The organism is Limnohabitans sp. Rim8 (genome assembly GCF_945901735.1).
In the GTDB taxonomy this organism is placed as follows: domain Bacteria; phylum Pseudomonadota; class Gammaproteobacteria; order Burkholderiales; family Burkholderiaceae_C; genus Limnohabitans_A.
In genome coordinates, this window is the sequence record NZ_CAMDLM010000025.1 from 16,078 (window position 1) to 30,579 (window position 14,502).

Genomic DNA, 14,502 nt, shown 5'->3' on the forward strand with positions numbered 1-14,502 from the left:
TCTCTCAGGATTCTTTGTGCTTGTCGGTTGCATTCGATGGCGCGCTTTGCTGCTGGCCAACGGATTAAAATTGCCCAGATGGGAGCGCCCGCGTCAGTGGGGTCAGAGCGACGATGGCGGCAAAACTTACGCAGACTTTGGGGGCATGCAGTCCCCGCACATGAACATGCGTTGGTTGATCATCATCTTGAAAACGCCCAATGCCCTGGGCTTGTGCACCCCGCATTTGTAGCAACTGATCGAGGACATGTTGGCAGAGTCTTTGAAGGGCGAGCCACCTTCCTTGCTCTTGTAACGCAAACCGTCTGTGGCGATTTGGGATTCTTGGTTGTTGCTCATGGGACCATTCTGGACCTGAGCTGAAATAAAAGCTACGTTTGTTTTTTTGAGATCTGCTGTTCAGACCAGAGAAGCGTGGAAACAACACGCTGCAGGGCTGCTGGAAGCTCTCGGAATTTGCAAAAAAATCTTATTTGAAGTGGACTGCTATCGCCTAACAACTGCCCAAAGACATGCGTTGATTACCCCTACCCATTCAACAAGATCGGTAACGTTCAATCACGCTGCGGTCGAGCTCAACGCCAAGCCCTGGTCCATCCGGTATCGTCACCCATCCGTCGCGTTGTTGAATGGGCTGGGTGATCAAATGCTGTCGAAAAGGATGAGAGGAGCAGTCGAATTCGAGGACAGGCGCCTGTGCGAACAAGGAATGATGCGTGACTGGCAGCGCTGCAATCAGTTGCAGCGACGCTGCCTGTGCAATAGCCGATCCCCACACATGGGGATTGACCGCAACGCTGTGTGCTTGCGCTAGCGTCACGATGTGGCGCGCCGCACTGATTCCACCGCAAGAACAAAGGTCAGGCTGAGCAATATCGACGGCGTTTGCAGCAAACAGATCGCGATAGCCGAACAGCGTGTGTTCATTTTCACCGCCGGCGATCGGCATCGTTAACTTCTCGCGCATCTCCGAATACCCAAGGAGGTCCTCCGGGACTACGGGCTCTTCGTACCAGCGCAAGTTGTAGCCATCGAGTGCACGGCCGAGGCGCAGCGCCTCCGCGCGGCCGTAGGCATGGTTCGTGTCGATCATCAGCGTGATGCCAAGACCATCGATGGCAACACGGATGGCTTGCATGCACTTGATGTCGTCGTCTACGCCGTAGCCTAGCTTGACCTTCATCACCTTAAAACCCGCTTCGTGGTGACGAATGGCCTCTTCCGCCAGTCGTGCCGATTCACCCTGACCTTTGATGCGATAAAAGCCGGTTGCATAGGGCTGAACGCGCATTCTGAACGCGCCGCCCAGCAAAACATGGATGGGGACGCCATGCGCTTTTCCGGCGATATCCCAGAGCGCGATGTCGACGGCGCTGATCGCTGCGATCACCGAGCCTTTGCGGCCGTAGTCGCGTGTGGCGTGGTACATCTTGTGCCATAGCACTTCGGTATCCAAGGCGTTGGCGCCCAAAATTAAAGGCTTCAATGCGTGTTCGACAGCAGCCGCTGCAATTTCTGGCGGCTCCAAGCCCTGCGCGAACGCTTCGCCCCAGCCGGTAATCCCCTCATCGGTCAACACTTCCACCAGCGTTGCGCTGCGCTGGCGAACCCAGCCTTGCGAAAATGCGAAGGGTTCCGCAAGCGGGCTTTTTAAAACATGAATCCGGATGTCGACGATTTTCATGGCGCTGCCTTATAAAAAACCGGGTCAGTTTGAAAAAAGCGTTATCTGATCGTCCGATTTAACTCTGGCGGATTGGCTGACTTTTCCCGAAATTCATCGATGCCGCTGGCAAATTTCACGCCTGCTCGCTTGATCGCGCCATCGTCGACTTTGTCGAGCGGTGTGTAAAAAGGATGGTGATGCGCCAGGTAGGGGTTGTTGCGCGCAGCGTTGTAGCAATGCAGCACAGTCCAGCGGCGATTTTCAGAACGATTTTGGTCTGAGCGGTGCAGCACATTGCTGTGGAAGAACAGGCCATCGCCGGGCTCCATCTCCGCATATTCAATCGGCATCAGCTTGAGCATCTCAGCAACCCGCCTTGGATCGGCGCCTACTTGCTCTCCAGGCAGCACGCCATGCTCGATGCGGCCACACTGGTGCGATCCCTTGACGACCTGCAGGCAGCCGTTCTCGCGCGTGCTGCGATCAAGCGCGACCATCACGCTCGCCATGTAGGGGAATACACAGCCATTGTGGTACCAATAGCCGTAATCCTGATGCCACTCCCATGCCCCGCCTTCGAACGGTTCCTTGGCCGTCAGCTTGGAGTGGTAGTGATACACCTCGCCGCCGAGGAGATCCTCCATGGTGTCAACCACGCGATGCGATCGCGCTGCCAGGCCATAGACGCTGTCGCCTGGATGATTCCAAGTCGCCATTCGCGTCGATTTTCCCGATGAATCGTTGCGGTCGTACAAGCGGCTGCGCATCGACGCATCGTTCTCTATCGCCGTTCGCAGTATCGCAATTTCTTCCCCATCGAAAAGCTTTCGGACCATGATGTAACCATCTTGATCGAACTGGGCACGCTGATCCGGGGTAAGGATGGAACCTGGCATGGTGTCTCCATGAGTTTTATAAATTCAACCACTCGCGTTCATCTCACTGCGCCCATTATTGCTCAAAAAATAAGCAGGGCGATCGATTGGGGGGCTCAAAATGGGCCGCGGTGTTTACTTTGACATCGGTGGCGGCCATCAGCTTGCCGAGTCAGATTTGACCAAGGGTGCCGAAAATCAGCGACAAGCAGATTCGTCTGATAATGTTGGAACCAAACCACTGCTGCAGGAGATTTCGATGTCGATCAAACGAGTCATTGATGTGACCGAAAAGTGTTTTCTGGTCATCATCGCCCTTTTTACGGTTGGCGCCATGGCGCAAGAAGTCATGGTGTTGATCGAGCAGCGCAGCGTTGCGCTGAAGGATTTGCTACTGATGTTCATCTATGCGGAAGTTTTGGGCATGCTTGGCGCGTTCTACAGCAGTCACCGAATTCCCATCACCATACCTTTGTTCATAGCCATGACGGCCTTAAGCCGTCTGATCATTCTTCAGGGCAAGGACGGAGACCCCTCCATACTTTTGTATGAAAGTGGCGCTATTTTGCTGATTGCGTTGGCTTGTTGGGTGATTAGCCATTTGAATGACCGCGATTAACCGCAAACTCTTGGACGAGCGCGGCAACGGCTGCAAAAATTCCAAGCGTATGCGAAAATTAATTTTTTCTCCAACGGATATTCTGAACAGGCATCCCCTATGACCAGCGTAAAAACATGCTTAGAGCAAAAGCCGCAACCCGTCGTCGTCATCAGCGTCAGGCCCGATGAAAAAGTGGTCGTCGCCCTGCAACTCATGCGGGACAACCGAGTGCGGGCGATCCTGGTCATCAAAGACGACAAGTTGCTCGGTATTCTCACGCAGGGAGACTGCGCCATCAAGGTGCTTTTACCGGGACTGGATGCCAAGCAAGTGCTGGTTCAGGAAGTCATGACGGTCGATCCGGTCTCGGTCAAGCTGCAGGATCCCATCGAGGCCTGCACAGGCTTGATGGCCTCCCGCAACTTTCGCCATCTGCCCGTCGTGGAATCCGGGCGGGTTGTCGGCGTGATTTCGATTGGTGATGTCGTCAAGGACAGCATTCGTCAAATGGGTCAGCAAATCGGCTTTTTAGAGACTTACATCAAGGGACACAGCGTCGAGATTTCCTGATAAAAGCCCATCGCGCAACACGGTTCAGGCGTGTATAGCCGCACGCCAGTGAAAGATGCATGCGTATTTCGGCGGCTTTCTTCGCTGGCAGCCATGGCGGTGTCAATCGCCCTGGGGCTCTTCATTCAGGAGCCTGTAAATGGCTTATCTTTTTTGCCTGAAGCGCTTGTCGGTCTGGTCATTGCTTCTTTGCGAACAAAGTGGCCATGATGCCAAGGCATCTTCAACCACCATGACCGGTTTCATCGTGGGTACACTTTTCCCGAAAATTAGACGAGTGCCAGACAGGTTTTCAGGTTTATTCCACACCATGGATCGACATCCAATTTTTCATTCGATGCACAGCCAACTCGGGATGCTCGAGAAGATTGGCCTCATCGGCCAATCGGAACAACTCTGCCAGATGTTGAATTGAACGCGTGCTTTGCTGCCCGCCAATCATGCTGAAATGGCTTTGGTGACCGTTGAGCCAAGCCATGAAAATCACGCCTGTTTTGTAGTAGCGTGTAGGCGCCATGAAAATATGGCGTGACAGAGGGACCGTCGGTCCCAGGATCGCGTGAAATGTATCCAATTCTCCATCAGCCAGTGCGGCAAGTGCCGCGCTGGCGGCTGGTGCAATCGCGTCGAATATGCCCAGCAGCGCGTCGCTTTGCCCATGGACGATGTCAGGTCCAAAACCATCGCCAGCAATCAACTCGGCATAGTTGAAGTCGTCACCGGTGTACATGCGCACGCCGGGCGGCAGGCGACGGCGCATGGCGATTTCCTTGTCTTTGTCGAGCAAGGAAATTTTGACACCATCTACCTTTGCAGGGTGCGCTTGAATGATGCCCAAGGCGGTGTTCATGGCTTGCTCTAGATCAGCGCTGCCCCAGTAGCCCTTGAGCGCCGGGTCAAACATGTCGCCCAGCCAATGAAGCACCACGGGTTGTTTGACCTGACTCAAAATTCGGTCGTACACGCGCTCATAGTCTGCGGGGCTCTTGGCCACACGCGCCAGTGCCCGACTGGCCATGATGATGAGTTTGCCCCCCAGCTTTTCAATCGCCTCCATCTGTGCTTCGTAGGCTGCGATGACTTCATCGACACGGGTGACATCGTCCAGAACCAGATGATCTGTGCCACAGCCCGAGGCGACTTGCGCTCCCGGCACATCCTGGGCAGCATCCAGTGCGCGGCGGATCAGTTCCAATGAAGTTGGCCAGTCCAGACCCATGCCACGCTGCGCGGTGTCCATGGCCTCGGCTACCCCCAGGCCCAAAGACCACAAGTGGCGTCTGTAGGCGATCGTGGCATCCCAATCCACCGCACATTGAAGCCAAGGGTCCACCAATGCCAGCGGATCAGACACCACATGTGCTGCCGAGTAGGCCATGCGGTTGAATGGCGTACGGGACTGGGGTTTCAAAGGTGCGCTGCCGCGCAGTTTGTAGTTTTCCAAGCCGGCGTTGGCCGTTGGCAGATTCAAAATCAAGGGCACAGCTTTGCCTTTCGTTGAAGGTGTAAACGCATTTGAAAAAGTCGTGCATCAAACGCTCGGGCTGCTTTTCCAAGGCTGTTTGGCGTGGGCGTTCATGGGGCAGGTGAGAGCCCTGCAGCTTTGACCAGCACCGCGTTGCTTTTGATTTCATCGCGGATGTAGGCGTCAAATTGATCAGGTTTCAGGGTCCAGGCATCAGCGCCCAATGTGACAAAACGCTCTTTGACTTCGGCAGTCGCCAAGGCTTTAGCGACCTCTTCATTCAGCCGGTTGACAATGTCTTTGGGCGTTTTCCCGGGGACCATCATGCCAATCCAGAAGTTGAATTCTGAGCCAGGAACGCCGGCTTCTGCAGTCGTTGGCACCTGCGGCAAAGCGCTTGCACGCTTGGATGAACCAACCGCCAATGGGACCAATTGGCCGCTTCGAATTTGACCAATGACGGGCGCTATGGGTGAAAAATAGTAATCCACGCGACCAGAAATGACTTCGGTCACCGCCTCGCTGGAACCCTTGAAAGGAATATTGGTGGCTTCGATTTTTGCTGCCAATTTGAATTTTTCAGCATTCAAATGCGTCGCACTGCCTTGACCAGCAGACGCAAAATTCATTCCACCTGGCTTTGCTCGGGCGGTAGAGAGCAATTCTTGCAGTGACTTGATGTTTTTGGCAGGCGACATGACCAGCACATTGGGTGTACTTGAAATCGGGGTCACGCCTGAAAAGTCGGTCACTGTGTCAAACGGCAACTTGGCAAAGGTCGAAGGACTCACGGTGTGAGATGAAGAGTGAATCATGATGGTGTAACCATCCGGTGCTGCTGTGGCGACAGCCTGCTGACCGATGGTGCCGCTTGCGCCTGCACGGTTATCAATCACCAATGGTTGTCCCATGCTCTGGCTCATCTTGTCTGAAATCGCGCGGGCAATGATGTCGGTTGTGCTGCCAGGCGCAAATGGCACGACCACTCTGATCGGTTTGTTGGGATAGGCCCCTTGAGCATTGGCGCTCCATGGGGTTAGCAAAGCAAGGCAGGTCATGGATAGCCATGCTGTGTGGTGAAATGTTTTCATGTTGTCTCCAGATGGTTGGCTTCAGTTGACGAGGGTAACTTTATTTTGAGCTGTGTGTTCAGAGAGGTCGCATGGCACCAAAATCGGGCATCACAGCGCTGGCGAAGCCGGGCGCATCGAGCGAGGCGATGTGGAGCTGGCCTTCGCGTATGCGCAGGCGGGCAGCCCCGTGGCTGTGCTCGTACAGGTCGGGGTGGGCCTGGCAAAAGGCGGCTTGCTCGGCTTGGGGGCGTGATTGCAGGCCATTCACATAGTGGTGGCCATTGCGCTCGACGTGGGTAACGCCAATCAGGTTGACCAGGGCCAGGTCTTGTTGCACCGACAAACCGGCTTGCACCGTCAGGTCTTCGGCTGACATGAAATAGCGCCCTGGCGCAGACGCCTCTTGGTTCCAGGCGGCGCAGCGTGCCGCATTCAGCAGCGAGCGGTACACCCCTTTGCAGGTTTTGCTGGAAATGCCGGTGTAGCCGCGTTCGCGGGCCATCACAAAGGTGTCGAGAAGGCCATCGGATTCGTCCACGATGACGGGCATGCCCAGGTCCAGTTGGTTCAGGTCCACGTCCAGTGCGTGCATGCGGTTGATGGGTTGTTCGATGAACAGGATGCTGGCCACCAGTCGTTGCAAGGCGGGCTGGGCGCGCATGCGCGTGAGCAGTTCGAGCAGTTGCTCGGCGTTTTGGTATTGCTCGTTGCCGTCCAGCGTGGCGTGGTAAGCCTCGGGCAGGCTGTCCAGCACCGAGGCGATGGCGCACAGCCGATCGATGTCGGCGTCGATGCGGCCGCTGACCTTGAGTTTGTAGTAGCGGTGGCCATAGACCTGCAGCACTTCCTGCAAAGTTTCGGGCAGGCCATCGTTGGCGGGCTCGGTCACGTCTTGCCGCGTGATGGCGTCCAGCAGGCCCACGGTGTGCCGCGCGTGCAGGGTTTGGGCTGGCTGGAGGCTGGACAGAAAGCGGGCCATGTTCAAGCCGTTAAATGAGGGCATGCGTTCGTCCATGCCAATGGTGTTGTGCCGCACGGCGGCATAAAACGATTGGCCCAGGGCGCGGCACAGGGCGTCGATCAGGGCGCGGTCAATCAGTGCCGGGCCGTAGTTGGCCAGCAGTGGGTTGAAGTTTTCTGCAGCGCAGGCGCGCAGGTGGGCTTCGTGGTGGCGTGCAAAGTGGCCAAAGGCGGTGTCGGGGCTGCTATCGGCCAAATAGGCAGCTTTGGCCAGTCGCAACACACGGCGTTCTTGCTCAAAGTTGTCTTCGTCACTGAGCTGGGTGTTTTTGTCGAACCATTTGGGCACGATCATTTCGGCCGAGGCTCCCCAGTGGCTTTGGCCATCGGGCATGACGATACGGGCCCGCACAAAGGCCTGAAAACACTGGCGCAGCGTGACCACGCCAAAGCGAAAGGGCATGCGCAGGACCACTGGAATTTCAAGCAGTTCAATTTCGGCAATGCGAAAGCTGGGTGGCATGGTGCGGGTCTCGGGTTTCAGATCGAAGGGGGCTTGTGGAGGGTCAGGGGCGCTGCGTTTTCCAGCAGGCCCTGGAGGTAGGCGGCGGACCAGGCGGCGCAGCCAGGGCCATCGGGAAAATAATCAAAGGGCTCGACCGCCACCACACCGCTGTAAGCCTGCTGCTGCAGGGCCGCCAAGATGGGGCCAAACCGCATGGGGCCTTGACCGGGGGCGCGGCGGTTGGGGTCGTTGAGCTGCACATGCGCCATGACGCCTTGGGGCATCCACAGCGCAATCAGCTCGGGCATGGACAGGATTTCGGCCAAGCCGGCCGAGCTGGTGTCCAGCATGGTTTTGAAAAAGGGGTTGTTGATGTGTCGAACCACTGTGGCGGCCTGGGCAACGGTGTTGATGAGCGGGGTCTGGTCGGCCGACAGCGGCTCCAGGCAATAGGTCACGCCAAAGCTTTGCGCGGTTTGCGCCACCTTGGCCAGCACGTCTTGCGCCAGGGCCAGGGCCTGATCGTGGCTTTGCCCCGGATGGATGCTGCGTTGTTGGGGCGAGCCGTGCACCAGGTAACGCCCGCCCATGGCAGCGCATATCTCGCACAGGTGGTTTAAAAAGTCGGTGGTGGCCTGGCGCACCTGGCCGTCCGGATGCGTGATGGACAAACCCGCGGGCTTGACCAGCAGCCAATGCAAGCCGGTGATCGCCAGGCCATGGTCGGCCGCCACTTGGGCGTATTGCCGGGCTTGTGTGGTGGTCAAGCTTTCGGGGTTGTCGGTCAGGGTGAAGGGGGCAACTTCCAGCCCCATGTAGCCCATGGCACGGGCCATCTGGCATTGCGCCGCAAATGGCATGGGCGCCAGCACTTCGTTGCACAGGGCGATTTTCATGGGCTTTGGCGCTTCAATAGGTTTTTCATGAAAGGCGCACGCATCAGCAAGATGATGGCGATCAGCGCAAAGATGGAGCCGGCAATCGGGCGGGTGAAGAAGGGCGTCAGATCGCCGTCGGACAAGACCAGACCCCGGCGCAGGCTTTTTTCCATCAGGTCTCCGAGCACAATGCCCAGCACCAGCGGGGCCACCGGAAATTTGTATTGGCGCAGCACATAGCCCAGCACACCAAAGAACAGCATGGTCCACACGTCAAACAGGCGCGATGACAGCGCATAAGTGCCCACCACGCACAGCACAAAAATCATGGGCACGATGAGGGTGGTGGGCACGCGCAGCACCTTGACCAGCAACTTGGTCAAGACCAGGCCATAGATCAAAATGCCGATGGTGGCCAGCAGCATCATGGCCACCACGTCGTACACAAACTGCGGTGACTCGAGCATGATCATGGGGCCGGGTTTGATGCCATGGATGAGCATGGCCGCCATCAGCACCGCCGCTGGTGCCGAGCCTGGGATTTGCAAGGTCAGCACCGGGATGATGGCCCCGGGCACGCAGGCGTTGTCACCGGTTTCGGCCGCCATCAGGCCTTCGATGGAGCCTTTGCCGAATTTTTCTTTTTCCTTGCTGGCCCGTTTGGCGGCGGCGTATGACGACCAGGCGGCCACGTCTTCGCCCACACCGGGAACAATGCCGATGAAGGTGCCAATCATGCCGGAGCGCAAAATCGTGCGCCAGTACTGAAGCACGTCCCTGATTTTGGGGATGACGGTATCAAAGGGGTTAATTTTGGGGACGGGGCGCCGCTCTTTCATGGCCACCAAAATCTCGGCAAAACCAAAAGCGCCCACCAGAGCCGGCACCAATGAAAAGCCGCCGGCCAGGTCTCGGTTGTCAAAGGAAAAGCGCTCGAAGGCATGGATGCCGTCTTGCCCGATGGTGGCGATAAATAAGCCGGCAAAGCCGCAGATCCAGCCTTTGAGGGCATCGCCGCCGGTCAAGGTGGCCGAGATGATGACGCCAAACACCGCGAGCCAGAAAAATTCATAGGCGCCGAATTTGAGCGCAACGTCTCCCAGCAAGGGTGTGAACAGGGCCAGAAAGAACATGCCGATCAAAGTGCCCAGCACCGAACCGGTGGTGGCAATGCCCATGGCACGGCCCGCATGCCCTTGGCGGGCCAAGGCGTAGCCGTCCAGACAACTGGCGGCCGAAGCTGGTGTGCCTGGGATGTTGAGCAAGATGGCACTGCGGCTGCCACCGTAGATGGCCCCCACGTAGGTGCAGATCAGGATCAAAAGCGCTTGGCTCGAGGGCAGTTTGATGGTCAGGGTGGTCATGAGCGCCACACCCATGGTGGCGGTCAGGCCCGGCAGTGCGCCAATGATCACACCGACCAGCGACGAGGCCAGCGCCATGAACACCGATTCGAGCGTCATGAACGACGCCAATGAGTGTCCGAATGCAAAGAGTCCATCAAACATCACGGCAACCTGACCAAAAAGATGTATTCAAAAGACAGGGCCACCAGCAGGCTCCAACAGCAGCCATAGATGGCTGCGCGCACCCACTGGGCGGTGGCCGATCGGCCCATCTCGATTTGCCGTTGACGGTCCAGCACCCCGATGAAGACGGTGATGAACAAGAAGGTACCCAGCATGAAAGGCAGCCCCTTGCCTACCAGCACCAGGGCGTAAAACAGCGACCAGCCAAACACCAGCGCCATGTGTTTTAACAAGGTGGGGTCTTGAGCTTTGGCCGATGCGGTGGGTGCATGCCAGCCGCCTTGAGCCCAGGCACGAATGAACAGCGCCACGCCCAACACCGTGATGGCGCAGCCTAGAAAAAAGGGCACCAAGCCTGGAACTTCATAAGGGTTGATGCTGAGCTTTTCGAGCCGGTCCATGCGCCAGGCGCCGATGCTGACTGCCAAGCCAAATGCCACCCAAAGCACCGCGGCGATCAAGTCCGCGCGCGGTGAAACCACTTCGTTGTCTTCTACTTCCATGCTCATGGCAGGCCTTTGTCAAAGTGGGGCAGGCGCGGGCCTGCCCCGTGTGGTGCCATCAGGGTTTGGGGATGCCCACTGTGTCGGGTGACACTTTGGTTTTGCCGCCGTTGTGCAGCAGCCAGGCGTTGGCCTGCACGGCGGGGAAGGCCGCCGCTTGTGCAGCATCACCACTGGCGGGGCCAAAGAAGGCGCCGCGGTTCACTGCGTATTTCTTGATGGCTTCGTTGTTGGCGATCTGGGTGGACCAGATGCGTTCGACCGTGGCCACCACTTCGGCAGGCACACCTTTGGGGATGAAGATGCCAAAGTAGTTGGCCGGTGCCTTGAAGTTGGCGAGGGTCTTGGAAATCGGTTCGATCACGCCATGCCCTTCAATTTCGAGCGGCTTGTCCGACACGGTGGCCAGGGGGCGCAGCCGTTTTCCACGGATCATTTCGGCTTGCTCGACGGCCAGTTGCGAGGTGGCATCGGTCTCGCCGGACACGGTGGCGATGACGGCGGGGTTGCCGCCGTCATAGGTCACATGGCGGTACTTGTTGCCCGTAACGGCCACGATGGCTTCCATCGCGTTGTGCCCCCCCGAAGTCACCCCGGCTGTGGCCACCTTGATGTCGGATTTGGTTTTCATCGCATCGAGAAATTGACCGATGTTTTGATAGGGTGTGGATGGGTTCACGCTGATCACGGCGATGTTGGCCACATGCAAAAACAGGTGCCAGTCTTTGATGCCAGCATTGAGCATGCCCAGGGCCTGGTAGGTGCCCAGGTCTTGCGCTGCACCAGCGGTCCAGGTGTAGCCGTCCCGAGGGGCCTCCCAGGCATTTTTACTGCCGATCGAACCCGAGGCGCCAGGCTGGTTGACGACCACAATTTTTTGACCCAGGGTTTTTTCAATCTCGGCCGCTGCGATGCGGGTGATCTGGTCGGTGGAGCCGCCTGCGGCCCAGGGCACGATCAGGTTGATGGGCTTGTTGGGTTTCCAGGTGGCTTGCGCCATGGCGCTGGCGCCTGTGCCCAGGGCGAGTCCCAGGGCGATGGCTTGAATCAATGTCCGCTTTTTCATTGCTGTCTCCTCATTTCATGGATCAAAGGTTAAAAAAACAAGCTGTCTTGCAACAGCCACACTAAAACGCTAAGCACCCAGCCATCGGGCCAGGTGCTGGGCTACAAAATCGTCATCGGTCAAGTCCGGGTAAGCTTGGCTGACCCGGGTGATTTCTTCGGCTTGTCCTGGGCTCAAGGCCTCGTTAGGGTCGAGGCACCAGATGCCTTCGAGCAAGCCCTGGCGGCGCAAGACTTCGTGGCAACCGGCAATGCAACCGGCAAAGTCATGGGCCACATCGAACAAGGCGCTGTTGCCATCGGTGACTTGCGAATCGAGGGCCAGCAGCTGCGCCGACACCAGCTCGCAGGCGGCTTCTTGCTGGCAACGTTGCAGTAGCGCAACCGCCTTGTGGGTCCAGACGCTCCAATGCCCCAGCAAGCCCCCCCGGATGCGCACGGACACGGTGTCGGCCCCGCGCTTGACGTGAAAAGGTGTCACCAGGTCCAGCACGATGTGGTCGTCGTTGCCGGTGTACAGCGTGATGCGTTCTTCGGCATGGGCTGCGACCACGCCGCGGATCACGTCCAGTGTGCGGTAACGGTTGAAGGGCGCCATCTTGATGGCCACGACTTGTTCGATGCGGGCAAAGGCTTCCCAGAAGTTGGCGGACAGCACCACGCCACCCACAGCGGGCTGGAGGTAAAAACCCACCAGCGGAATGACCTGCGCCACCGCGCGGCAGTGCGCCAGGATCTCGGCTTCGCTGGCACCGCGCAGCGCCGCCAAGCTGAGCAGGCCGGCTTGGTAGCCCATGGCTTTGGCCGTGGCCGCTTCGGTGCAAGCTTGGCCGGTAAGGCCGGCCACGCCTGCAATCATGGCCAAGGGGCGCTTGCCGCCCAATGGCGTCCAGTCGTGGGCCGTTTGCATGGCCATTTCCAGCACGGGGGCGTACAGGCCGTTTTCACGGATGGCAAATTGGGTGGTGTGCACACCTACGGCCAGGCCGCCAGAGCCTGCATCGAGGTAATAGCGGCTGAGCGCCCTTTGTCTGCGGGGGTCAAGCTGGCGTTGGGCATTGAGGGCCAGCGGGTGCGCCGGAATCACCGCACCTTGGCGCAAGACTTGAGATACGGCTTCAGGTAACAAGCCTGACACATCAATAGTGGCCATCGCGAACCTCGAAGTGGGTGGGTTTGCCCAAGGATTTGTGGCCCTTCATGACCCAGGCGGCCGTCCAGTCCAGCAAGGTGTCCAGCACCACCGAGGGCTGGCCCCACAAGGCATCGGCCTTGCGGCAGTCGATCAACCAGGCGGTGGACCCCTCGGTGTCGGTGAACTGCACGGTTTTGCCCATACGGGCTGCCAGGCGTGTGGCGACATCGCGGATGGAAATGGGTGGGCCGCTGAGGTTGATGGCCGAGGTGGGCGTGGTGCAGGCGCTCAAGGCGCGCAAGGCCAGGTCGTTGGCATCGCCTTGCCAGATGATGTTGGCGTGGCCCATGGCCACCGACAGCGGCAGCCCTTGCCAAATGGTGCGCGCCACATCGTGCAGCACGCCATAGCGCATGTCGATGGCATAAGACAGGCGCAGCAGGCAGCCTGGCGTTTGGTGCTCGTGCGAAAAGTGTTCGAACATGCGCTCGCGGGCCACACACGAATTGGCGTATTCGCCGGGCGGCGTGGGGGCCAGACTTTCGGGTGCACCGGGGCCATGCACGTCGACAAACGGGTAAACGCAGGCGGTGGAAAACGCCACGATGCGGGCCTTTTTGTAGCGTTGGGCAACCAGTGCGGGCACGTGGGCGTTCATGGCCCAGGTCAGCCATTCACTCCCTTGCGAGCCGAATTTTCGGCCTGCCATGAACACCACATTGGGCACATCCGGCAAGGCGGCCAGAGCCTCAGCCGACAACAGGTCGGCCTGAATGCATTCAACGCCCTGCGCGCTCAGGCTGCTTTGCAGTTGCGGATTAGAAAACCGCGCCACCCCGATCACGCGTTTGTGGGGTGCTGCCCGCTTGGCCATGCGCGCCAACGTGGGGCCCATTTTGCCCGCCACACCCAAGATGAGGATGTCGCCCTGCAGCTGCGCCAGGCTGTGCACCAGCGCGGGCGAAGGCGTGCTCATGACGTCTTCCAAGTGCGCTTCGTCGGTGAATTCAAGAGGCAGGTTCATTTGTCGTGTTCCAGGTAAGACCGCACCATGTCCACCATGTGGTTCAGGCGTTTGGTTTTGGCGACAGGGCTGAGCAATTTGCGTCCAAAAATGGCCGACAAGGTGTGCTGGTTGGACAGGTAAAAGTAGGACAGACCCGCGATGGAGATGTAAAGCTGCACGGGGTCAACCCCGGGCTTGAACACGCCCGCTTTAACGCCGTTGTCCAGGATATTGCCGATCATGTGGATGAACGGGTTGCGCATCTCCTTGACGGTGGAAGATGCCTGAACATGCCGGGCTTGGTGCAAGTTGGCACTGTTGAGCAGGTTCATGAACTCGGGGTGATCGATGTAGTAATTCCAGGTCAGCGTCACCAGTTTGCGAATGGCTTCGCGCGGCTCTTCGTTTTCCAGGCGCATGGCCTGTTCGGATGCGCGCTTGTGGGCGTAGTTGGCTTCCAGCACCGCACCAAAGAGGTCGTCCTTGTTGCCAAAGTAGTGGTAGAGCATCCGCTTGTTAATGCCCGCTTGCTCAGAGATGCGGTCCACCCGTGCGCCACCCAAACCGTGCGCAGCAAACTCCTGGCGGGCCGCTTGCAAGATGCGATCGCGGCTGTCCTCGGGGTTGCGTGCGGTGGTCTTGATGGGGCGGGTGGGCATGGTGAGGGGGTG

15 protein-coding genes are annotated in these 14,502 nt (G+C 58.3%); 2 read left to right on the forward strand and 13 right to left on the reverse strand.

All coding sequences use genetic code 11. The features are described 5' to 3' along the window. Positions 1-126: 126 nt before the first annotated feature. The 3 genes from Q0O99_RS12535 to Q0O99_RS12545 form a co-directional block, all read right to left on the reverse strand. A complete protein-coding gene (locus Q0O99_RS12535) occupies positions 127-339 on the reverse strand; it encodes a hypothetical protein (protein ID WP_293752017.1) in 213 nt (70 codons plus the stop codon). 196 nt (positions 340-535) lie between these two features. Beyond that, a complete protein-coding gene (locus tag Q0O99_RS12540; protein ID WP_293752019.1) occupies positions 536-1,684 on the reverse strand; it encodes a mandelate racemase/muconate lactonizing enzyme family protein in 1,149 nt (382 codons plus the stop codon). A gap of 41 nt (positions 1,685-1,725) precedes the next feature. Further along, positions 1,726-2,562, reverse strand: a complete 837-nt coding sequence (locus Q0O99_RS12545; protein ID WP_293752021.1) for a phytanoyl-CoA dioxygenase family protein — start codon at positions 2,560-2,562, stop codon at positions 1,726-1,728. A gap of 100 nt (positions 2,563-2,662) precedes the next feature. On the opposite strand from Q0O99_RS12545, the gene Q0O99_RS12550 reads away from it, so the two are divergent. Both Q0O99_RS12550 and Q0O99_RS12555 read left to right on the forward strand, forming a co-directional pair. Continuing rightward, positions 2,663-3,160: a phosphate-starvation-inducible PsiE family protein gene (locus Q0O99_RS12550; RefSeq protein WP_293752023.1), complete on the forward strand. Its 498-nt coding sequence runs from the start codon at positions 2,663-2,665 to the stop codon at positions 3,158-3,160. A 99-nt stretch (positions 3,161-3,259) separates the two neighbouring features. Continuing rightward, entirely contained in the window at positions 3,260-3,712 is a 453-nt protein-coding gene (locus Q0O99_RS12555; RefSeq protein ID WP_293752025.1) for a CBS domain-containing protein, read from the forward strand. Between the two features lie 298 nt (positions 3,713-4,010). Here the strand turns inward: Q0O99_RS12555 and Q0O99_RS12560 are convergent, their stop codons facing one another. From Q0O99_RS12560 to Q0O99_RS12605, 10 genes are all read right to left on the reverse strand, one after another. After that, entirely contained in the window at positions 4,011-5,195 is a 1,185-nt protein-coding gene (locus tag Q0O99_RS12560) for a dihydrodipicolinate synthase family protein (protein ID WP_293752027.1), read from the reverse strand. A gap of 92 nt (positions 5,196-5,287) precedes the next feature. Further along, on the reverse strand, positions 5,288-6,268 hold the full coding sequence (locus Q0O99_RS12565) for a tripartite tricarboxylate transporter substrate binding protein (RefSeq protein ID WP_293752029.1): 981 nt from the start codon (positions 6,266-6,268) through the stop codon (positions 5,288-5,290). A 58-nt stretch (positions 6,269-6,326) separates the two neighbouring features. After that, positions 6,327-7,733: a hypothetical protein gene (locus tag Q0O99_RS12570; RefSeq protein WP_293752031.1), complete on the reverse strand. Its 1,407-nt coding sequence runs from the start codon at positions 7,731-7,733 to the stop codon at positions 6,327-6,329. Positions 7,734-7,750: 17 nt separating this feature from the next. Beyond that, entirely contained in the window at positions 7,751-8,611 is an 861-nt protein-coding gene (locus Q0O99_RS12575; protein WP_293752033.1) for a sugar phosphate isomerase/epimerase, read from the reverse strand. Further along, entirely contained in the window at positions 8,608-10,056 is a 1,449-nt protein-coding gene (locus tag Q0O99_RS12580; RefSeq protein ID WP_293752035.1) for a tripartite tricarboxylate transporter permease, read from the reverse strand. The genes Q0O99_RS12575 and Q0O99_RS12580 overlap by 4 nt, the downstream gene beginning before the upstream one ends. Before the next feature lie 44 nt (positions 10,057-10,100). Beyond that, on the reverse strand, positions 10,101-10,631 hold the full coding sequence (locus Q0O99_RS12585; RefSeq protein WP_293752037.1) for a tripartite tricarboxylate transporter TctB family protein: 531 nt from the start codon (positions 10,629-10,631) through the stop codon (positions 10,101-10,103). Between the two features lie 52 nt (positions 10,632-10,683). Next, positions 10,684-11,691, reverse strand: a complete 1,008-nt coding sequence (locus tag Q0O99_RS12590; protein ID WP_293752039.1) for a tripartite tricarboxylate transporter substrate binding protein — start codon at positions 11,689-11,691, stop codon at positions 10,684-10,686. 69 nt (positions 11,692-11,760) lie between these two features. Then, positions 11,761-12,843, reverse strand: a complete 1,083-nt coding sequence (locus tag Q0O99_RS12595) for a dihydrodipicolinate synthase family protein (RefSeq protein WP_293752041.1) — start codon at positions 12,841-12,843, stop codon at positions 11,761-11,763. Next, positions 12,830-13,849 carry an NAD(P)-dependent oxidoreductase gene (locus Q0O99_RS12600; protein ID WP_293752043.1) on the reverse strand — a complete coding sequence of 340 codons (1,020 nt, stop codon included), beginning with the start codon at positions 13,847-13,849 and terminating at the stop codon, positions 12,830-12,832. Before Q0O99_RS12600 ends, Q0O99_RS12595 begins: the two co-directional genes overlap by 14 nt. Then, positions 13,846-14,490 (reverse strand): TetR/AcrR family transcriptional regulator, encoded by a 645-nt coding sequence (locus tag Q0O99_RS12605; protein WP_293752045.1) that lies wholly within the window; start codon positions 14,488-14,490, stop codon positions 13,846-13,848. Before Q0O99_RS12605 ends, Q0O99_RS12600 begins: the two co-directional genes overlap by 4 nt. Positions 14,491-14,502 lie beyond the last annotated feature (12 nt).